The 20,642-nt window shown below is 74.3% G+C and carries 16 protein-coding genes and 1 riboswitch; of the genes, 11 read left to right on the top strand and 5 right to left on the bottom strand.

The window, feature by feature from the left end:
- Window positions 1-24 precede the first annotated feature (24 nt).
- Window positions 25-1,080, top strand: a complete 1,056-nt coding sequence (locus ACFP1Z_RS26180; RefSeq protein WP_390320007.1) for an ABC transporter substrate-binding protein — start codon at window positions 25-27, stop codon at window positions 1,078-1,080.
- 6 nt (window positions 1,081-1,086) lie between these two features.
- Here ACFP1Z_RS26180 and ACFP1Z_RS26175 read toward each other — a convergent pair whose 3' ends face one another.
- A complete protein-coding gene (locus ACFP1Z_RS26175) occupies window positions 1,087-1,992 on the bottom strand; it encodes a sucrase ferredoxin (protein ID WP_390320005.1) in 906 nt (301 codons plus the stop codon).
- Window positions 1,993-2,205: 213 nt separating this feature from the next.
- On the opposite strand from ACFP1Z_RS26175, the gene ACFP1Z_RS26170 reads away from it, so the two are divergent.
- On the top strand, window positions 2,206-3,300 hold the full coding sequence (locus tag ACFP1Z_RS26170; RefSeq protein WP_390320002.1) for a CobW family GTP-binding protein: 1,095 nt from the start codon (window positions 2,206-2,208) through the stop codon (window positions 3,298-3,300).
- Between the two features lie 86 nt (window positions 3,301-3,386).
- On the opposite strand, the gene ACFP1Z_RS26165 is transcribed toward ACFP1Z_RS26170, so the two are convergent.
- The gene (locus ACFP1Z_RS26165; protein WP_390319999.1) at window positions 3,387-5,840 is read right to left on the bottom strand and encodes a DNA gyrase/topoisomerase IV subunit A; all 2,454 of its coding nucleotides are present in this window, start codon (window positions 5,838-5,840) and stop codon (window positions 3,387-3,389) included.
- Between the two features lie 218 nt (window positions 5,841-6,058).
- On the opposite strand from ACFP1Z_RS26165, the gene ACFP1Z_RS26160 reads away from it, so the two are divergent.
- The 4 genes from ACFP1Z_RS26160 (at window position 6,059) to ACFP1Z_RS26145 (ending at window position 10,938) form a co-directional block, all read left to right on the top strand.
- Window positions 6,059-7,411, top strand: a complete 1,353-nt coding sequence (locus tag ACFP1Z_RS26160) for a M16 family metallopeptidase (RefSeq protein ID WP_390320074.1) — start codon at window positions 6,059-6,061, stop codon at window positions 7,409-7,411.
- A 35-nt stretch (window positions 7,412-7,446) separates the two neighbouring features.
- Complete coding sequence (locus tag ACFP1Z_RS26155; protein ID WP_390320072.1) at window positions 7,447-8,820, top strand: M16 family metallopeptidase; 1,374 nt, start codon at window positions 7,447-7,449, stop codon at window positions 8,818-8,820.
- A 215-nt stretch (window positions 8,821-9,035) separates the two neighbouring features.
- Window positions 9,036-9,219, top strand: a riboswitch (cyclic di-AMP (ydaO/yuaA leader).
- Window positions 9,220-9,233: 14 nt separating this feature from the next.
- On the top strand, window positions 9,234-10,037 hold the full coding sequence (locus ACFP1Z_RS26150; RefSeq protein WP_390319998.1) for a M23 family metallopeptidase: 804 nt from the start codon (window positions 9,234-9,236) through the stop codon (window positions 10,035-10,037).
- A 166-nt stretch (window positions 10,038-10,203) separates the two neighbouring features.
- On the top strand, window positions 10,204-10,938 hold the full coding sequence (locus ACFP1Z_RS26145) for a GntR family transcriptional regulator (RefSeq protein WP_390319996.1): 735 nt from the start codon (window positions 10,204-10,206) through the stop codon (window positions 10,936-10,938).
- 169 nt (window positions 10,939-11,107) lie between these two features.
- On the opposite strand, the gene ACFP1Z_RS26140 is transcribed toward ACFP1Z_RS26145, so the two are convergent.
- Window positions 11,108-11,389: an HPr family phosphocarrier protein gene (locus ACFP1Z_RS26140; RefSeq protein ID WP_390319994.1), complete on the bottom strand. Its 282-nt coding sequence runs from the start codon at window positions 11,387-11,389 to the stop codon at window positions 11,108-11,110.
- Window positions 11,390-11,581: 192 nt separating this feature from the next.
- Between ACFP1Z_RS26140 and ACFP1Z_RS26135 the strand changes: the two genes are divergently transcribed.
- From ACFP1Z_RS26135 to ACFP1Z_RS26120, 4 genes are all read left to right on the top strand, one after another.
- The gene (locus ACFP1Z_RS26135) at window positions 11,582-14,656 is read left to right on the top strand and encodes a bifunctional acetate--CoA ligase family protein/GNAT family N-acetyltransferase (protein WP_390319993.1); all 3,075 of its coding nucleotides are present in this window, start codon (window positions 11,582-11,584) and stop codon (window positions 14,654-14,656) included.
- A 53-nt stretch (window positions 14,657-14,709) separates the two neighbouring features.
- Window positions 14,710-15,297: a DUF5998 family protein gene (locus ACFP1Z_RS26130; RefSeq protein ID WP_390319991.1), complete on the top strand. Its 588-nt coding sequence runs from the start codon at window positions 14,710-14,712 to the stop codon at window positions 15,295-15,297.
- Complete coding sequence (locus ACFP1Z_RS26125) at window positions 15,297-16,505, top strand: alkaline phosphatase family protein (protein WP_390319989.1); 1,209 nt, start codon at window positions 15,297-15,299, stop codon at window positions 16,503-16,505. Before ACFP1Z_RS26130 ends, ACFP1Z_RS26125 begins: the two co-directional genes overlap by 1 nt.
- Window positions 16,506-16,635: 130 nt before the next feature.
- The gene (locus tag ACFP1Z_RS26120; RefSeq protein ID WP_390319987.1) at window positions 16,636-17,304 is read left to right on the top strand and encodes a thymidine kinase; all 669 of its coding nucleotides are present in this window, start codon (window positions 16,636-16,638) and stop codon (window positions 17,302-17,304) included.
- Here ACFP1Z_RS26120 and ACFP1Z_RS26115 read toward each other — a convergent pair.
- Window positions 17,282-18,082 carry a VOC family protein gene (locus ACFP1Z_RS26115; RefSeq protein ID WP_390319985.1) on the bottom strand — a complete coding sequence of 267 codons (801 nt, stop codon included), beginning with the start codon at window positions 18,080-18,082 and terminating at the stop codon, window positions 17,282-17,284. The genes ACFP1Z_RS26120 and ACFP1Z_RS26115 overlap by 23 nt on opposite strands.
- A gap of 272 nt (window positions 18,083-18,354) precedes the next feature.
- Between ACFP1Z_RS26115 and ACFP1Z_RS26110 the strand changes: the two genes are divergently transcribed.
- On the top strand, window positions 18,355-19,191 hold the full coding sequence (locus ACFP1Z_RS26110) for a sulfurtransferase (protein WP_390319984.1): 837 nt from the start codon (window positions 18,355-18,357) through the stop codon (window positions 19,189-19,191).
- A 319-nt stretch (window positions 19,192-19,510) separates the two neighbouring features.
- On the opposite strand, the gene sepH is transcribed toward ACFP1Z_RS26110, so the two are convergent.
- On the bottom strand, window positions 19,511-20,584 hold the full coding sequence (gene sepH / locus ACFP1Z_RS26105; protein ID WP_390319982.1) for a septation protein SepH: 1,074 nt from the start codon (window positions 20,582-20,584) through the stop codon (window positions 19,511-19,513).
- Window positions 20,585-20,642: the final 58 nt, after the last annotated feature.

Genomic DNA, 20,642 nt, shown 5'->3' with positions numbered 1-20,642 from the left:
GACACGGGAGCGCAGGAGCAACCGATGCGTATCTTCAGCAAGTTCACCAGGACCCGGGCCGCGGCCGTCGCCGCCGTGCTGTGCCTCGCGCTCGCCGGCTGCGCCGACGAGGTCTCGCACAGCGGCGTGGGCGGCGGCCGGGCCGCCGGCGGGAAGACCGTCAAGATCATGGTCGGCGGCCTGGACAAGGTCATCTATCTGCCCGCGGTGCTCACCCAGCGCCTCGGCTTCTTCCAGCAGGAGGGCGTCGACGTCGAGCTGTCGACCGAACCCGCCGGCGTGCAGGCCACCACGTCCCTGCTCTCCGGCGACGTCCAGGGCGTCGTCGGCTTCTACGACCACACCCTCGACCTCCAGGCGAAGGGCAAGAACGTGGAGTCCGTCGTCCAGCTCGCCCGGACGCCGGGGGAGGTGGAGATCGTCTCGAAGAAGGCCGCGTCCGCGGTGACGTCGCCGAAGGACTTCAAGGGCAGGAAGCTCGGGGTCACCGGACTCGGCTCGTCCACCGACTTCCTGACGAAGTATCTGGCCGTCAGGAACGGCGTGCCCGTCGGCGAGTTCACCCCGGTCGCCGTCGGCGCGGGCCAGACCTTCGTCTCCGCCCTCCAGCAGGGTTCCATCGACGCCGGCATGACCACCGACCCGACCGTCGCGCAGATCCTCGCCAAGGACGCGGGCACGGTGCTCGTCGACCTGCGCACCCCCGAGGGCTCCCGCGCCGCGCTCGGCGGGCTGTATCCCGCGTCGAGCCTGTACATGAACACCGCTTGGGCCGACAGCCACAAGGAGACCGTGCAGAAGCTCGCCAACGCCTTCGTCCGCACCCTGAAATGGATGGCGTCCCACAGCCCGCAGGAGATCGCGGACAGGATGCCCGCCGACTACGCCCAGGGCGGCAGGGAACTGTACGTCCGCGCCATCCGGGACACGCTGCCGATGTTCACCGACGACGGGGTGATGCCGCCGGACGGGCCCAGGACCGTCCACGAGGTCCTCAAGGCGTTCAGCCCGAACCTGCGCGGCGCGACGGTGGACCTGGAACGCACCTACACCACCGAGTTCGTCAAACAGGCGAAGTGACGGGCGTCAGCGCAGCGCGGAGACGGACACGACGTCCATCCGGGCCGGGGAGACCGGGGCCCGCCCGCAGCTCTCGGGGCGGGGCGGCGACGTGGCGCCCTGGGCGACGGCCACCCGCCAGGCCCTGCCGTCGGTGTGCGTGACGGTCACCGACCAGCGCCCGTCACCGACGGCCTCGGCGTCCGGCACGTCGAGGGCGTCCGCGCCCTCCTCGCCGGTCAGCTCCCGCACCGCCAGCTCCGCGGCCTGGCCGGGCCGTTCCCACGCCGAGCGGCCCCGGCAGCCGGCCGTGACGATCCGCCCGTCGCGCACCGCTTCGAGGACGTCCTTGACGCCGTGCGCGGTGACCCGCCCGTACGCGTAGCCGTACGGCAGCACGAACAGCGTCGGCGCGAAGCGGTGGCCCCCGATGTGCGTGACCTCCCAGGCCCCGACGGCGCCGGACGCGGCGAGCTCGGCCGCGAGAGGCCGGCCGAGCAGGGCGCAGCAGCGGTCCCGCTTGCCATTGGTGCACACGAACACCAGCGGATCCCCCTCGTAGGGCTCCCACAGCCCGCCGTGCTCTCCCGCCCCGAGCGCCGCGAAGTCCAGCCCGGCCAGGTCCGCGGGGTCGACGAGGGCCGTACGGACCCAGGAGCGGCCCGGCGCGGTGTGCGCGGCGAACACCCGGTGCGCGGCGGGCCGGTGGCAGTCCGCGTGCCGTCCCGGCCGGCGGATCAGCGCGACACGCACCCCGGTCCCCTCGGCGGCAGCCTCCAGGGCACGGCCGACCCCGGGGTCGAGGTGGCTCTCGGTGAGGGCCTTCGCCCCCCACGGCCCCGGCTGCTCGACCAGCAGCCACGTCGGGGCGGCGGCGGCCGTGCCGGCCAGGGGCTCGGACAGACGTCGGGAGGCTGTCGCACACGTGCTCACAAAGGCAAGGCTAACCTGCGGGACGCGTCGTGGATCTCCGGGACGCCCGGCCGGGGCGGGTGTCCTCGGGGGCCCCGGCCCCGCCGGGCCCTCCCGCCGCGCCCCTATCCTGGAGCGGGCGGGGCCGAAGATCGTTCGCCGGTGGTCCGCCGGGCCGGTCCGTTCCCGTCGCAGCCCGTCCCCGCCGCGTACGACACCCGAGGAGGCACCCCCGTGAGCCAGCCGGAGGCGACCACCCGCAGCGCCCGGACGTCCAGGAAGCAGATCCCGGTGGTCGTGCTCGCCGGTTTCCTCGGCTCGGGGAAGACCACGCTGCTCAACCATCTGCTCGGCAATAGCGCGGGCACCCGGATCGGCGCGGTCGTCAACGACTTCGGCAGCATCGAGATCGACGCGATGGCCGTGGCCGGGCAGGTGGACTCCATGGTCTCGCTCGGCAACGGCTGCATGTGCTGCGCCGTCGACGCCAGTGAACTCGACGAGTACCTCGACCGGTTGGCCCGGCCGGCCGCGCGGATGGACGTCATCGTCATCGAGGCGAGCGGCCTCGCCGAGCCCGAGACGCTCATCCGCATGATCCTCTCCAGCGAGAACCGGCACATCGTCTACGGCGGACTGACCGAGGTCGTCGACGCGGCGGAGTTCACCGCCACGCGCGCCCGCCACCCCGAGCTGGACCGGCACATACGCGTCGCCGACCTCGTCGTGCTCAACAAGACCGACCGGGCCGGCGAGGCCGCGCTGGAGGCCGTCGCGGACACGGTCGCCGCCCTCGCCCCGGGCACCCCCGTCGTCCACGCCGAGCACGGGCGCGTCGACCCGGAGCTGCTCTTCGACCGCGCCGCGCGCGAGGAGCGGCACGAAGCCGTACGCCAGCTGTCCTTCGAGGACCTCCGCGCCGACGAGCACACGTGCGAGGGCGGCGGGGCGTGCGGTCACGGAGCGTGCGACGGACGGCATCTGCACGCCGCCTACGAGAGCGTCGAGTTCACCTCCGACGTCCCCCTGCACCCGCGCCGGCTGATGGACTTCCTCGACGACCGGCCCGAGGGCCTCTACCGCATCAAGGGCTTCGTGCACTTCGCGGCCGAGGGGCACCGCCAGAAGTACACGCTGCACGCGGTGGGCCGCTTCCTGCGCTTCTACCCCTCGCCGTGGGCGCGCTCCGAGCCGCGCCGCACCCGACTGGTCATGATCGGCAGCGGCGTCGACGCCGACGCCCTGCGCAAGGGACTCGACGCCTGCCGGGAGGAGACCCCGCAGGACGCCCACACCATGTGGGGCGTCCTGCGCTACGCCCAGGGCTGACGCTGCGCACAGGGCTGGTCAACGCCCCGTACGGACCCCGCCGGCGGCACGCGGCACCGGCCGCGCGCCACCGCCCGTACCGCCGCTCACACCGGCCCGGCGACGACCGCCACCGGCTTCGTCAGCGGGGTGCCCGAGCCGTCGCGGCGCGGGTCGGGCTCGGGGAGCTCCGCCGGGGAGCCGTTCGCCTGCGCCGCGCGCGCCGGGGCGGCACCCGCCCAGGCGACCACCAGGCAGTCCTCGCCCTTGAGGAAGCGCTGACAGCGCACACCGCCGGTCGCCCGCCCCTTGCGCGGGAACTGGTCGAACGGCGTGAGCTTCGCCGTCGTCTCCGAGGCCCCCAGCAGCGTGCCCGCCGCGCCCGCGACCGTGAACACCACGGCGTCCGCCGCCGGGTCGACGGCCGTGAAGGAGATCACCTTCGCGCCCGCCGAGAGCTTGATGCCCGCCATGCCGCCCGCCGGGCGGCCCTGCGGCCGCACCTGACCCGACGGGTAGCGCAGCAGCTGCGCGTCGTCGGTGATGAAGACCAGGTCCTCCTCGCCCGTGCGCAACTCCACCGCGCCGACGATGCGGTCGCCCTCCTTGAGGGTGATGACCTCCAACTCGTCCTTGTTCGCCGGGTAGTCCGGGACCACGCGCTTGACCACGCCCTGCTCCGTGCCGAGCGCGAGGCCCGGCGAGGACTCGTCCAGCGTCGTCAGGCACACCAGCCGCTCGTCCTCCTCCAGCGGCAGGAACTCCGTGACCGGTGCCCCGCCCGCGAGGCTGGGCGGCCCCGCCGTCTCCGGCAGCTGCGGCAGATCGATCACCGGCAGCCGCAGCAGCCGGCCGCTCGACGTCACCGCGCCCACCTTGCCGCGTGCCGTCGCCGGCACCGCCGAGACGACCACGTCGTGCTTGACGCGCCTGGCGCCGCCCTCGTCCGCCGACGGCTCCGCGGAGGCCGTACGGGCCAGCAGCCCGGTGGAGGACAGCAGCACCCGGCACGGGTCGTCCGCGACCTGGAGCGGCACCGCGGCCACCGGCGCGCCCGCGGACTCCAGCAGCACCGTGCGCCGCTCGGTGCCGAACTTCTTGGCCACCTCGGCCAGTTCACCGGAGACGACCTTGCGCAGCTCCGCGTCCGAGTCCAGGATCTCCGTCAGCCGCTCGATCTCCGCGGTGAGCCTGTCGCGCTCCGCCTCCAGCTCGATCCGGTCGAGCTTCGTCAGCCGGCGCAGCGGGGTGTCCAGGATGTACTGGGTCTGCACCTCCGAGAGCGAGAAGCGCTCCATGAGGGACGCCTTCGCCTGCGCCGCGTCCTCACTCGATCGAATGATTCTGATGACCTCGTCGATGTCGAGGAGCGCCACCAGCAGGCCCTCGACCAGGTGCAGCCGGTCGCGCCGCTTGCGGCGCCGGAACTCGCTGCGCCGGCGCACCACGTCGAAGCGGTGGTCGACATAGACCTCCAGCAGCTCCTTGAGCCCCAGCGTCAGCGGCTGCCCGTCGACCAGCGCCACATTGTTGATGCCGAAGGACTCCTCCATCGGCGTCAGCTTGTACAGCTGCTCCAGCACGGCCTCGGGGTTGAAGCCGTTCTTGACCTCGATGACCAGACGCAGACCGTGGGCGCGGTCGGTGAGGTCCTTCACATCGGCGATACCCTGCAGCTTCTTCGAGCCGACCAGGTCCTTGATCTTGGAGACGACCTTCTCCGGACCGACGGTGAAGGGCAGTTCGGTGACGACCAGGCCCTTGCGGCGGGCCGTGACGTCCTCCACGGAGACCGTCGCGCGGATCCTGAAGGTGCCCCGGCCGGTCTCGTAGGCGTCGCGGATGCCGCCGAGCCCCACGATGCGGCCGCCCGTCGGCAGATCCGGGCCCGGCACGTACTTCATCAGCGTGTCGAGATCCGCGCCCGGGTGCCGGATCAGGTGCCGGGCGGCCGCGATCACCTCGCCCAGGTTGTGCGGCGGCATGTTCGTCGCCATGCCGACCGCGATGCCCGACGAGCCGTTGACGAGCAGATTCGGATAGGCGGCCGGCAGGGCCACCGGCTCCTGCTCGCTGCCGTCGTAGTTGGGCGCGAAGTCGACGGTGTCCTCGTCGATGGACTCCGTCATCAGCGACGTCGCCGCCGCCATCCGGGCCTCGGTGTAGCGCATGGCCGCGGGCGGGTCGTCATTGCCCAGGGAGCCGAAGTTGCCGTGCCCGTCGACCAGGGGGACCCGCATCGAGAAGGGCTGCGCCATGCGCACCAGCGCGTCGTAGATCGAGGCGTCACCGTGCGGGTGGAGCTTGCCCATCACCTCGCCGACGACCCGGGCGCACTTCACATAGCCCCGGTCGGGCCGCAGGCCCATCTCGTTCATCTGGTAGAGGATGCGGCGGTGCACCGGCTTCAGGCCGTCCCGCGCGTCCGGCAGGGCGCGGGAATAGATGACCGAGTAGGCGTACTGGAGGTAGGAGCCCTGCATCTCGTCGACGACGTCGATGTCGAGGATGCGCTCCTCGAAGTTGTCCGGCGGCGGGGTCTTCGTGCTGCGGCGGGCCATCGCGGCTGCGGCTCCATTCGATTGCCTGAGGCGTGGGACTGACGCGGACCATTGTGGACCGCGGCACCGACAACGCCGACCGCGACCCGTCCGTAACTCCGCCGCGGGAACTTCGCCACAGCCCGGCGCGCTTGCATACAGTGACAGGACTCGTCCCCGGCGCGAGTCGCCCCGAACGAGCGCGAGACCACCCGAAGAACGAAGGGACGCACATGCCCATGGGTCACACGGCCACGCAACAGGCCGTCTCCGGCGGCCTGACAGCGACCGAGCACCGCCTGGCCAACGGCCTGCGGGTGGTGCTCTCCGAAGACCACCTGACCCCGGTCGCCGCCGTCTGCCTGTGGTACGACGTCGGCTCGCGCCACGAGGTCAAGGGGCGTACCGGCCTGGCCCACCTCTTCGAGCACCTGATGTTCCAGGGCTCGGCACAGGTCAAGGGCAACGGCCACTTCGAACTGGTGCAGGGCGCCGGCGGTTCGCTCAACGGCACCACCAGCTTCGAGCGCACCAACTACTTCGAGACCATGCCCGCCCACCAGCTGGAGCTCGCCCTGTGGCTGGAGGCGGACCGCATGGGCTCGCTGCTCGCGGCCCTCGACGAGGAGTCGCTGGAGAACCAGCGGGACGTGGTGAAGAACGAGCGCCGCCAGCGCTACGACAACGTCCCCTACGGCACGGCCTTCGAGAAGCTCACGGCCATGGCCTTCCCCGACGGCCACCCCTACCACCACACGCCCATCGGCTCCATGGCCGACCTGGACGCCGCCTCCCTGGAGGACGCGCGCGCCTTCTTCCGCACCTACTACGCGCCGAACAACGCCGTCCTCACGGTCGTCGGCGACATCGACCCCGAGCAGACCCTCGCCTGGATCGAGAAGTACTTCGGGACCATCCCCGCGCACGACGGCAAGCAGCCCCCGCGCGACGGCCGGCTCCCCGAGGCCATCGGCGAGGAACTGCGCGAGGTCGTCCGCGAGGAGGTCCCCTCGCGCGCCCTGATGTCCGCCTACCGCCTCCCGCACGACGGCACCCGCGAGGCCGACGCCGCCGACCTCGCCCTGACCGTCCTCGGCGGCGGCGAGTCCTCCCGGCTGCACAACCGCCTGGTGCGCCGCGACCGCAGCGCCGTCGCCGCCGGCTTCGGGCTGCTGCGGCTGGCCGGCGCCCCCTCGCTCGGCTGGCTGGACGTCAAGACGTCCGCCGGCGTGGAGGTCTCCGCGATCGAGGCCGCCGTCGACGAGGAGCTGGCCCGCTTCGCCGCCGAGGGCCCGACCGCCGAGGAGATGGAGCGCGCCCAGGCCCAGCTGGAGCGCGAGTGGCTGGACCGCCTCGCCACCGTCAGCGGCCGCGCCGACGAACTGTGCCGCTACGCCGTCCTGTTCGGCGACCCGCAGCTGGCCCTGACCGCCGTCCAGCGCGTCCTGGACATCACCCCGCAGGAAGTGCAGGCCGTCGCCCAGGCCCGGCTGCACCCCCGCAACCGCGCGGTGCTGGTGTACGAACCCGTCACCTCCGAGACCGCCGAAACCCCCGCCCAGGAAGCCCAGCACGAGGAGACGGACCGGTGAGCGACACCGCCGCCGCGGGCACCCAGATGCCCACGATGACCTTCCACCCCCGGCCGCGCCCCGGCGCCCCCACCCCCTGGGCCTTCCCGGCCCCCGAGCGGGGCGCGCTGCCCAACGGGCTGACCGTGCTGCGCTGCCACCGCCCCGGCCAGCAGGTCGTGGCCGTCGAGGTCCATCTGCAGGCACCGCTCGACGCCGAGCCCGACGGCCTCGACGGCGTGGCCACGATCATGGCGCGTGCCCTGTCGGAGGGCACCGACAAGCACACGGCCGAGGAGTTCGCCGCCGAGCTGGAGCGCTGCGGCGCCACCCTCGACGCGCACGCCGACCACCCGGGCGTGCGGCTGTCCCTGGAGGTGCCCGCCTCCCGGCTGGCCAAGGCCCTCGGCCTGGTCGCCGACGCCCTGCGCGCCCCCGCCTTCGCCGACAGCGAGGTCGAGCGCCTGGTCCGCAACCGGCTGGACGAGATCCCGCACGAGCTGGCCAACCCCGCCCGGCGCGCCGCCATGGCGCTGTCCAAGGAGCTCTTCCCGGCCGGCTCGCGCATGTCCCGCCCCCGGCAGGGCACCCAGGAGACCGTCGAGGCCATCGACGCCGCCGCCGTCCGCGCCTTCTACGAGGCGCACGTACGGCCCGCGGCCGCGACCGTCGTTGTCGTCGGCGACTTCACCGGCGTCGACCTGGACGGGGCGCTCGCCGACTCCCTCGGCGCCTGGACCGGCGGCGCCCACGAGCCCCGCCCGGTGCCCCCGGTCACCGCCGACGACCGGGGCCGCGTCGTCATCGTCGACCGGCCCGGCGCCGTGCAGACCCAGCTGCTCATCGGCCGCGTCGGCCCCGACCGGCACGACGCGGTCTGGCCCGCCCAGGTGCTGGGCACCTACTGCCTCGGCGGCACCCTCACCTCCCGCCTGGACCGCGTCCTGCGCGAGGAGAAGGGCTACACCTACGGCGTGCGGGCCTTCGGCCAGGTGCTGCTCTCCGGGCCCGGGGGACGGCCCGGCGCGGCCATGCTCGCCATCAGCGGCTCCGTGGACACCGAGTCCACCGGCCCGGCCCTGGACGACCTGTGGACGGTGCTGCGCACCCTGGCCGCCGAGGGCCTGACCGACGCCGAGCGCGACGTCGCCGTGCAGAACCTCGTCGGTGTCGCGCCGCTCAAGTACGAGACGGCGGCGGCCGTCGCGGGCACGCTCGCCGACCAGGTCGAGCAGCACCTGCCGGACGACTTCCAGGCCGGTCTGTACGAGCGGCTCGCGGCGACCGGCACCGTGGAGGCGACCGCCGCCGCGGTCAGCGCCTTCCCGGTCGACCGGCTCGTGACGGTGCTCGTCGGCGACGCCGCGCGGATCGCGGAGCCGGTCCGGGCGCTCGGCATCGGCGACGTGTCGGTCGTCGTCAGCGGCTGACCGGTTTTCAGCCACGCGCGACGCGGCGGGAAGCCGGGAGGGAGGCACGCGAGGGCAAGCGCCCCGCGTGCCTCCCTTATGTCCGTTTCGCTGGAGAGGTTGCAGTCCCGCACTGTGGCGTGCGCCACAAAACCCGACTTCTGTTTGTGGTTCGAAACTGGCGCCGTCTAGCGTCTGGGTGGCTGTCCGTCAGGTGCGAGCCGCATCCGCGGCCCGGGCAGTCATCGCCGAGTCCCCGTACGGCGCGAGCCAGGGGAGCCGGGGACCCGCCCTTCTCGTGGCGCGTGCGTCGCGAGAGGTTCCCTGGGGTGAATCGGGGCCCTCTGCGAGGAGGGGCCCGTAGGAGACCTTCCTGCTCCGAACCCGTCAGCTAACCCGGTAGGCGAGAAGGAAGGAAAGGACCAGCCGTACCCATGGCGTTCACCCGTGCCACCGGGAAACACCGTCGTCCGAAGGGCGCCGTGCGCGCCGGAGCGCAGCTGGCGGGCGTCGCGACCCTGACGGCCGGAGGGGTTGTCGCGGGCTTCGCGGCCCCCGCCCTCGCCGCCACCGACGACGTCCCGCACCCCGAGGACACGGGGCTGACCCAGGCCGTCGTCATCGCCGACGACATCGCCGACCGCATCAGCGAGCAGGCCGACGTGCAGCGCAGCGCCGCCGTCGAGGCCGAGGCGCGACTGCGGGCCGAGGCCGAGGCCAAGCAGCGGGCCGCCGAGGTCAAGAAGGCCGCGGACGAGGCCGCGCGCAAGGCGGAGGCCGAGCGCGCCGAGAAGGCGCGTGCCGCCCGCGAGGCCGAGCGCAAGCGCCTGAACACCTTCGTCTCGCCGGTCGACGGCTCGTACGTCTCGACCTCATACAAGGCGAGCAGTGGCCTGTGGTCCTCCGGCAGCCACACCGGCGTCGACTTCCACGCCGAGTCCGGCACCGTCGTGCACGCGGTGGGCCTGGGCACCGTCGTGGAGGCCGGCTGGGGCGGCGCGTACGGCAACAACGTCGTCATCAAGATGATCGACGGCACCTACACCCAGTACGGCCACCTGTCGTCCATATCCGTCTCCGTCGGCCAGAGCGTCACTCCCGGCCAGCAGATCGGCCTGTCCGGCGACACCGGCAACGTCACCGGCCCGCACCTGCACTTCGAGGCCCGTACGGCCGCCACGTACGGCTCCGACATCGACCCGGTCGCCTATCTGCGCGGCCACGGCGTGGACCTCTGACGTCCGCCGTGCCGCGGTGACGCGACGGCCCGTCCTGGCCAAAACCAGTCGTCCGTCCCCCGGGCACCATCGGAAATCGCGGGTGTCTGCAATAGAGTCGCTGAACAGGTGTCAAGCGGCCGCGTCGCGCGGTCCATTGCGGAGGTACACCCATGCGGGGCCGTACGTGAGCGGCGAGGGCGAGGCGGTGCGGGACGGCCGCCGGATCTCCACCCACGCCGTGTGCACCGCGATCCGTGACGACATCGTCTCCGGCACCTTCCCGCCGGGCAGCCGGCTCACCGAGGAACTGCTGGCCCGCCGCTACGGCGTCTCCCGCGTGCCCGTGCGCGAGGCGCTGCGCACCCTCGCCTCCGAGGGCTTCGTCACCACCCGCCGGCACGCGGGTGCCGCCGTCGCCGAGCCCACCGAGCAGGAGGCGGCCGATCTGCTGGAGGTACGGGCCCTGCTGGAGCCGCTGGGCGCGGCACGGGCCGCCCAGCGCCGCACCGAGGCCCATCTGAAGGTGCTGCGCGGACTGGTCAGGCTCGGCCAGGAGCGGGCCCGCGGCGGACGCGCGGGTGAACTGCGGCCGCTGGGCGACTGGTTCGACGAGACGCTGGCCCAGGCGTCCGGCAGCCCCAGCCTCGCGGCCCTGCTCACCCAGCTCCGGCTGAAGATCGCCTGGGTGTACGTGCCGGAGCCGCCCGCCCGGCCCGTGGAGATCTGGGAGACCTGCGCCGCCCTCGTGGACGCCGTCGCCCGCGGTGACGCCGAACGGGCCCGCGCCCTGGCGGCCGCCCGCGCGGACCGGGCGCCGGGGGAGTACCGGCTGCGCAGCCGGGCCGCCGCGGCTCCTGCGCCTCCCGCGCGACGGGCGCAGCCGAAGGCGGCCGGGGACGCGCTGATCGCGGGGTCGTGAGGACCGGGCGGCGCATGGACGCGCCGGGCTTCGCCCAGGGCGCAATGCCGGAGAACGACGGGAAACGCCGGGGGCGACGGGGCGCACAGCCCTGTCGGGAACGCACAACGGGGCCGCAGTGGCTCCTGTCCGGCCACCGCGGCCCCGCCGCGTACGTGAGAACCGTGGTTCAGACGGTCTCCGGGAGCTCCTCAAGGCCCTCGGCGACGAGCTTCGCCAGACGGTCCAGAGCGGCCTCGGCGCCCTCGGCGTCGGAGGCGAGGACGATCTCCTCGCCGCCCTGGGCACCCAGGCCCAGCACGGCCAGCATGGACGCGGCGTTGACGGGGCTGCCCCCGGCCTTCGCGATCGTCATGGGGATGCCCGCGGCGCTGGCCGCACGGACGAAGATCGACGCGGGACGCGCGTGCAGGCCCTCGGCCCAGCCGACGTTGACGCGGCGCTCAGCCATTGTGTTGCCCTCTCACGTAGTCGAGTACTTGTCTAGACCATTCTTGCACGGGGGCCGCGGTGCTCCGACTCCGTGTTCGAAGCCCTCCCGGCGGGCCGGCCGGGGCCCGGGGCGGGACCGCCCCCACCCTGCCCCGGCCCGCTGTCCGGCGCGAGCCGGGCCGCTGTCGGTGCCCGGCCCTACGCTGGGCCCATGCAGACGCCGTCCGAGCACGCGTACCCGGCCCACTGGGAGGCCGACGTCGTGCTGCGCGACGGCGGCACCGCCCGCGTCCGTCCCATCACCGCCGACGACGCCGGACGCCTGGTCGCCTTCTACGAGCAGGTCTCGGACGAGTCGAAGTACTACCGCTTCTTCGCCCCCTACCCGCGGCTGTCCGACCGCGACGTCCATCTGTTCACCCACCACGACTACGTCGACCGGGTGGGCCTCGCGGCCCTCGTCGGCGGCGAGTTCATCGCCACCGTCCGCTACGACCGCGTCGGCGGGGGCGAGGAGGCCGAGGTCGCCTTCCTCGTGCAGGACGCCCACCAGGGCCGCGGCGTCGCCTCCGCGCTGCTGGAGCACATCGCGGCCTGCGCCCGCGAGCGCTCGATCCGCCGGTTCACCGCCGAGGTGCTCCCCGCCAACACCAAGATGATCAAGGTGTTCACGGACGCCGGCTACACCCAGAAACGCAGCTTCGAGGACGGCGTGGTGCGCCTCGAACTCGACCTCGAACCCACCGACCGCTCCCTGGCCGTCCAGCGCGCCCGCGAGCAGCGCGCCGAGGCCCGCTCCGTCCAGCGCCTGCTCGCCCCCGGCAGCGTCGCCGTCGTCGGGGCCGGCCGCGCGGCGGGCGGCATGGGCCGGACCGTGCTGCGCAACCTCCTCGCCGGAGGGTTCACCGGGCGGGTGTACGCGGTCAACAGGGCCTTCCCCGAAGGCGGTTCACCGCTCGAACCGGAAGGGGTGCCCGCGTACCGCTCCGTGGGGGAGATCGGCGAGCCCGTCGACCTCGTGGTCGTCGCGGTGCCCGTCGAGCAGGTGCCCTTGGTCGTCGCCGACTGCGGGGAGCACGGCGTGCAGGGCCTCGTCGTGCTGACCGCGGGGTACGCGGAGGCCGGCGCCGACGGCCGCGACCGCCAGCGCGAACTCGTCCGGCAGGCACGCTCCCACGGCATGCGGGTCGTCGGCCCCAACGCCCTCGGGCTGATCAACACCGCCCCGGGCGTGCGGCTCAACGCCTCCCTCTCGCCCGAACTGCCCGCCCCCGGGCGGCTGGGCCTGTTCAGCCAGTCCGGCGCGATCGGCATCGCCCTGCTGTCCGGGCTGCAGCGACGGGCCGCCGGGCTCGTCGGCGTCTCCAGCTTCGTCTCCGCCGGCAACCGCGCCGACGTCTCCGGCAACGACTTCCTGCAGTACTGGCACGACGACCCGGACACCGATGTCGTGCTGATGTACCTGGAGTCCATCGGCAATCCCCGCAAGTTCACCCGGCTCGCCCGGCGCACCGCCGCCCGCAAACCGGTCGTCGTCGTCAAGGGCGCCCGGCACGGGGGAGCGGCCCCCACCGGGCACGCCGTGCCCTCGACCCGCATCCCCGACGCCACCGTCACCGACCTGCTGCGGCAGGCCGGCGTCCTCCGCGTCGACACGGTCACCGAGCTGGCCGACACCGGGCTGCTGCTCGCCTCCCAGCCGCTGCCCGCCGGCCCGCGCGTCGCCATCCTCGGCAACTCCGACTCCCTCGCCCTGCTCACCTACGACTCCTGTCTGACCGACGGCCTGCGCCCGCAGCCGCCGTACGACCTCACCACGGCCGCCGGTCCCGCCGACTTCCGCGCGGCCCTGGCCGACGCCCTCGCCGACGACGAGTGCGACGCCGTCGTCGTCACCGCCATCCCCTGGGTCGGCGACACCTCCGCCGACGGCCTCGCGGACGCGCTGCGCGAGGCGGTGGCGGCCGCCCCGGCCGCGAAGCCGGTGGCCGTGGTCCACCTGGAGATACCGGGCCTGGCCGAGGCCCTGGCGGCCCCGCCGCCCCCTGCCGCGCCCGCCCCCGGACCCCACGGGACGCCGCCCGCACCGGCCGGCACGGAAGCCCCCACCACGGGGGTCCGGCCGGCCCCGGCCGACCCCGGCGACCCGGCGGGGCCCGGCCCGGCCTCGCCGCCTGGGGTCTTCGCTGCGGGGAGTGGGGCTGCCGTCGGGTCCGATTCGGCTGCGGCTGCGGCTGCGGCCGCGGTGTCGGCCGGTGACCGGTCCCGGCCGTCGGTCTTCGGTGAGTCCGGTGCCGCAGGCCCGCGTCCGTCCGGCGGTCCGGTGGGGTCCGGTTCCTCCGGCCCCGGTGGGGGCGTGCCCTGCGGCTCCGGCGCCCCCCGGCCCGCACCCTCCCTCCGCATCCCCGCCTACCCCGCCGCCGAGCGTGCCGTGCGGGCGCTGGCGGAGGCCGTGCGGTACGCGCGGTGGCGGGGGCAGGCCGTGGAGCCGGGGCGGGTGCCGGAGTTCGAGGACATCGACGAGGCGGGCGCAGCCGACGACATCGCCGTGCTGCTCCGGGCCCACGGGGCGGAGACCGGCACCGCCGACGGGCCCCGGGCCGTCACGCTGTCCGCCGCCGACACCCAGCGGCTGCTCGCCCGCTACGGGATCGCCGTGCTCCCCGCGCTGCCCGCCCCCGACCCGGACAGCGCCGTCCGCGCGGCGCACCGGCTCGGCTTCCCCGTCGCCCTCAAGCCCACCGCCCCGCACCTGCGGCACCGCGCCGACCTCGGCGGGGTCCGCCTCGACCTCGGCGGCGAGGCGGAACTGCTGCGCTCCTACGGCGAGTTGACCGAGCTGCTCGGCAAGCCCGCGGAGACCCGGCTCGTCGTGCAGTCCATGGCCCCGCGCGGCGTGGACACGGTCGTCCGCGCCGCCATCGACCCCGCCGCCGGGGCCGTGCTCTCCTTCGGGCTCGCCGGGGCGCCCTCGCTGCTGCTCGGCGACACCGCCCACCGCCTCGTCCCGGTCACCGACCGGGACGCCGCCGAGCTGATCCGCTCGGTCCGCACGGCCCCGCTGCTGTTCGGCTGGCGCGGCGCCGCCCCCGTGGACACCCGCGCCCTGGAGGAACTGCTGCTGCGCGTCTCGCGCCTGGTGGACGACCACCCCGAGGTCGTCGGCGCCGACCTGGAGCCGGTGATCGTCGCCCCGCACGGCGTCCACGTGCTGGGCGCGACCATCCGCCTGGCCCCGCCCCCCGCCCGTACCGACCTCGGCCCCCGCAGCCTCCCCGCCTACTGACGAACGCGGACGCACCGCGCAGGAGGGCCCGGTACGCCCCGTAGGATGGGCGTATGGCGAAGACCGGTACGACGACCCAAGGGCTGCGCGCGGCGATCGAGCGCAGCGGCTACTACCCGGCGCTCGTGGCCGAGGCCGTGGAGGCCGCGGTGGGCGGCGAGCCGGTCGCCGCGTACCTGGTGCACCAGGAGACGACCTTCGATTCCAACGAGGTCCGCCGCCACGTCACCGTCCTCGTGCTGACGGGCACCCGCTTCATCGTCAGCCACACCGACGAGCAGGCGGCCGACAACACCTCCCCGTCCCCGTACGCCACGACCTCCACCGAGTCGGTCAAGCTCGACCGGATCTCCTCGGTCGTCGTCAGCCGGGTCGTCGCCAACCCCGAGTCGTACACCCCGGGTGCCCTGCCCCGCGAGGTCGTCCTCACCATCGGCTGGGGCGCGGTCTCCCGCCTCGACCTGGAGCCCGCCGCCTGCGGTGACCCCAACTGCGACGCGGACCACGGCTACACCGGCTCCGCCACCGCGGACGACCTGAGCCTGCGGGTGAGCGAGGCCGGTGACGGCCCGGACAGCGTGCGCCAGACCCTCGCCTTCGCCCAGGCGCTCTCCGAGGCCACGGCGGCGACCGGCCGCTGATGTCGTACACCGTCGCCACGGGCTCCGGCCGGGACGAACCCGCCCTGCTCGACCCCCGTTCCGCACCCCTGCCCCGCTACGGCAGCGGCGCCCTGTCCGATCTGCTGCCGTCGATCGCCTCGGGCCTGGGCGTTCCCGGACTGTCCGATGCCATGGACCTCACCCCCGCCGACCGGGTGTGTGTCTTCCTGATCGACGGCCTGGGCTGGGAGTTGCTGCGCGCCCACCCCGCCGAGGCGCCTTTCCTGCACTCGCTGCTGGGCACCTCCATGAACGGCACCGGCACCCCCATGACCGCGGGTTTCCCCTCCACCACGGCGACCTCGCTCGCCTCGGTGGGCACCGGCCTGCCGCCCGGCGCGCACGGCCTGCCCGGCTACACCGTCGCCGACCCGGCCACCGGAGCGCTGATGAACCAGCTGCGCTGGCGGCCGTGGACCGACCCGCACGTCTGGCAGCCCTACCCCACGGTCTTCCAGCTCGCGGACGCGGCGGGTGTGCACACCTGTCAGGTCTCCGCCCCGGACTTCCAGCACACCCCGCTCACGAAGATCGCGCTGAGCGGCGGTACGTTCCACGGCCGGCTCTCGCCCGAGGAGCGCATGGACTTCGCGGCCGACCGGCTCGGCGCCGCCGACCGCTCGCTCGTCTACACCTACTACAGCGACGTCGACGGCAAGGGACACCGCTTCGGCGTCGACTCCGACGAGTGGCGTGCCCAGCTCGCCACCGTGGACCGGCTCGCGCGGCGCCTCGCCGAACAACTGCCGCCCCGCTCCGTGCTGTACGTCACGGCCGACCACGGCATGATCGACATCCCCTTCGACGCGGAGTCGCGCATCGACTTCGACGAGGACTGGGAGCTGCGCGCCGGAGTCGCCCTCCTGGGCGGCGAGGCCCGCGCCCGCCATGTCTACGCCGTGCCCGGCGCCGCCGCCGACGTGCTCGCGGTGTGGCGCGAGGTGCTCGGCGAGCAGATGTGGGTCGCGGGGCGCGACGAGGCCATCGAGGCGGGCTGGTTCGGCCGCCCCGGCGAGGGCGTGGACGACCGGGTCCACGGCCGGATCGGCGATGTCGTCGCCGCGGCCCGGGACGACATCGCGATCGTCGCCACCGAGACCGAGCCGAACGAGTCCGCGATGGTCGGGCTGCACGGCTCGATGACCCCCGTCGAGCAGCTCGTGCCGCTCCTCGAAGTACGCTCGTAAAGCACCGGGGCTGCCGCGGTACGGTCCCGAACCGGCCGGCCGCCGCCCCCCGTTCCCCGAGCCCACCCCCACCCCCCCCGCACTCCACGGCCCCACAAGTCGACGACGTACGAAAGGCATTGGCCTTCCCATGCCCGAGCTGGTGTTCTTCTCCGGAACGATGGACTGCGGAAAGAGCACGCTCGCTCTGCAGATCGAGCACAACCGCTCGGCCCGCGGACTGCAAGGGATGATCTTCACCCGCGACGACCGCGCGGGCGAGGGCAAGCTGTCCTCCCGGCTCGGCCTGGTCACGGACTCCGTCGAGGCGGGTGAGGGTTTCGACTTCTACGCGCACATCGTCGCCCACCTCTCGGCGGGCGGCCGCGCCGACTACGTCATAGCCGACGAGGCGCAGTTCCTCGCTCCCGAGCAGATCGACCAGCTCGCCCGGGTCGTCGACGACCTCGGACTCGACGTGTTCGCCTTCGGGATCACCACCGACTTCCGCACCAAGCTCTTCCCGGGCTCGCAGCGCCTGGTCGAACTCGCCGACCGTATCGAGGTGCTCCAGGTCGAGGCGCTGTGCTGGTGCGGGGCCCGGGCCACGCACAACGCCCGTACGGTGGGCGGGCAGATGGTGGTCGAGGGCGCCCAGGTGGTCGTCGGCGACGTCAACCAGCCCGAGGCCGTGGTCGGTTACGAGGTGCTGTGCCGGCGCCACCACCGCAAGCGGCAGACGGCGGCCGCCGCCCGCGCCGCGGCGCTGTCCCCCGACGTGCTGCCCGTGGACGCCCTCAACGGCCGGTCCGCAGGCTGAAGACGGCGCCCTCCGGGTCGGCGACGGTGGCCACGCGCCCGGCCTGCGCCTCGTGCGGGGGCGTGAGCACCGCCCCGCCGAGCTCCACCGCCCGCGCGGTGGCCGCGTCGACGTCGGCCACCGCGAAGTACGTCATCCAGTGCGGGCCCTGGCCGTGCGGCGGCGCGCCACCGGTCCCGCGCACCGCGGCGACCGGGCGGCCCTCCAGACACAGCGTCAGGGCGTCCTCCTCGGACGCGTCCGCGGGCTTGGCCTCGTAACCGAACAGTGCCTGGTAGAACTTGACGACCGTCGAGGTGCGCCGCGTGAGCAGCTCGTGCCACGCCGGGGTGCCGGGCACGCCCGCCAGCGCGGCACCCACCAGCTCCCCGCCCTGCCAGGCGCCGAACGGTGCCCCCGCCGGATCGCAGGCGAGCACCAGCCGCCCCGCGTCCTCCGCGTCGAGCGGGCCCACGCCCACCGTGCCGCCGCAGGCCCGGATCCACTCCGCGGCCGAGTCCGCGTCGTCCGTGGCGAGATAGGTGGTCCAGGAGGTCGGCAGCCGGCGGCCGGGGGTGCGCTCGCCGAGTCCGGCCACGTCCTGGCCGTCCAGCGTGGCCCGTACATAGGGGCCGAGCTGGCGCGGCCCCGGACTGTAGAACTCCCAGCCGAACAGGCCGCCGTAGAAGTCCTGGGTCGCGGCCAGATCATGGGCCAGCAGACTCGTCCAGCACGGAGTGCCCGGTGTGCGCCGCGTCTCGCCCGTGATCCTCCGGGGAGACCCCCAAACCTCGGTCATCGTCACTCTCTCCTCGGACCATCGTGGTGGCCGCGCGTCCAGTGCCGGTCCGCGGCGCGCGGGTGGTACGGGACGGGGCACGTGCAGATGGTCGCACCACCTGACGTGACGCGCCCCCCGGCCGCGCCGGGATTCACGGGTTCCCGCAGGAGAATGCCCGAATTCACGTTTCGGTTCCGTTTCGGCGCCGTTGCCGTCCAGTATCGATCAGCTGTGCGCCGCCTTGCCAGGGGGCCGTTCGGCGCAATGTCAGATACGACAGGATGGGGGCCATGAACACCATCGTCACCGCAGTCGAACTCATGAGCAGGGCGGCCGAGTTGGCGCCGCCCGTCCTGCTGGACGTCCGCTACCGGATGGGCGGCCCGCCCGGCCGCCCGGAGTACGCGGCCGGACATCTGCCCGGCGCGGTCTACGTCGACCTGGAGACCGAGCTCGCCGGACCGGCGGGCGAGCGGGGCCGGCACCCGCTGCCCGAACTCGCCGTGTTCACCGAGGCGATGCGGCGCGCCGGGGTGCGCTCCTCGCGCGAAGTCGTCGTCTACGACGGGGGCCAGGGCTGGGCCGCCGCCCGCGCGTGGTGGATGCTGCGCTGGGCGGGCCACCCCCGGGTACGGGTCCTCGACGGCGGTCTCGCCGCGTGGACGGCGGCGGGCGGAGAACTCACCAAAGAGGGACCGGCAGTGGAGCGCGGGGACTTCACCCCCGCGCCCGGGGCGCTGCCGCTGCTCGACGCCGACGGCGCGGCGGCACTGGCCCGGCGCGGTCTGCTGCTGGACGCCCGGGCGGGGGAGCGCTACCGGGGCGAGACCGAGCCGATCGACCGCGTCGCCGGGCACATCCCGGGCGCGGTGTCCGCCCCGACCACGGACAACGTGGCCGAGGACGGGCGGCTGCGGCCCGCCGGGGAACTCGCCGCCCGCTTCGCGGCGCTCGGCGCGGGCGGCGGCACCGAGGTGGGTGTCTACTGCGGTTCGGGCGTCTCCGCCGCGCACGAGCTGCTGGCCCTGGCGGTCGCGGGCATCCCGGCCGCCCTGTACGTCGGTTCCTGGAGCGAGTGGTCGGCCGACCCCACCCGCCCGGTGGCCACGGGCCCGCAACCGGGCTGACGGGGAGTCACCCGAGGCCGCCGCGGACGGGACCCGCACGCGCCGGTGCCCGTACGGCGCCGAGGGGGCGGACCGCAAGCGCGGCACCGGTCCGCCCCGGGGCGGACCGCTGCGGGGCGAAGGCCCCCCACGCGCAGCCGGATGCCACCAGGACGCCGGGCCGCGGGGTCGCCCCGGCGGTGCTTCACGGAAGGGCGGCCCCCAGGCCGTGGCGGCGGCGCGCCTTGATCCCGGGCCGCCGGGCGGGCCGCCGCTCACCGGCCGCCCCCGGTCCGGGGCGGCGGGGCGGCGGGGCGACGGCCGGGGACCGCGGCGGGGCTCACTCCTGTTTCTTACGGCGCGTGCCGAAGACGATCTCGTCCCAGCTCGGCACCGCCGCCCGGCGGCCCGGCCGGACGCCGTCCGCCTCCGCCTGACGGTCCGTCGTGCCGATCAGCCGGTCCCGGTGGCCGGCCACCGAACGCGGCATCAGCACGTCCGCGTACGCGGAGCCCGCGCCGCTGGCGGCCGGGGCCGACTGGGAGGCCTCCGTCTCCTCCGCCTCCGCGACCGGGGCCACCGACGGCGGCTCGGGGACGACCATGTCGCCCCGGAAGCTGGGCACGGCCTCCAACAGGCTCGTCAGCGAGTCCCGTTCCTTGCCCGGCTCCTTGCCGGACTCCTCGCCGGGCGCGGCGCGCTCCCCGCCGTCGGCCCCCTCCGGCGACTGCCGGTCCGGGGCGCGGTCCGCCCGGTCCCGGGGCAGGCGGGCGATGCGCGGCACGAACGGGAAGCTCGGCTCGGGCGTGTCGTCGGCCTCGCCGATCAGCGCCCGGGCCTCGTCGTCCATCGCTTGAACGATCCGCCTCGGAGGGTCGTACGTCCAGCTCGCGGCGCGTGGCTCACCTGCCGCCCGGTAGACGAGGAGGACCTCCCACGTGCCGTCGTCGCGGCGCCAGGAGTCCCACTGGGCGGTGTCCTTCTCGGCCCCGCGCAGCAGCAGCCGCTCGGCGACGGCCTCGCCGAGCTGCGGGCCCGTGCTCTCGCCGGGGCGGCGCACGGGCGTCTTGCGGGCCCGCTCGGCCATGAACGCGCGCTCGGCGAGCACCGGGCCCTCGAAGCGCCGCACGCGCTCCACCGGGATCCCGGCCAGCTGGGCGACCTCCTCGGCCGAGGCTCCGGCGCGTATACGCGCCTGGATGTCACGGGGCCGGAGATGGCTCTCCACCTCGATCTCGATCTGGCCCAGGCGAGCGCGGTCGTTGCGCACGGCGGCGCGCAGCCGTTCGTCGATGGGGAGGGTGTACTCCGTGCTGTCCGCAGCCTTGAGCACCAGCCGTGTGCCGTCGTTGGAGACGGCCACGACACGCAGTTCGGGCATGGGGACCTCCCGGGTGGTGCCTGCCGACGTCACGTGCGTCGCTGCTTCCGCTAGTCGAGTGTGGCCTGCCCGGGTGCAGCCTGCCACAACA

The organism is Streptomyces gamaensis, from assembly GCF_042656465.1.
Lineage (GTDB): Bacteria > Actinomycetota > Actinomycetes > Streptomycetales > Streptomycetaceae > Streptomyces > Streptomyces gamaensis.
Note: the sequence above shows the minus strand (reverse complement) of the source record. Positions and strands in the feature narration are given on the sequence as shown.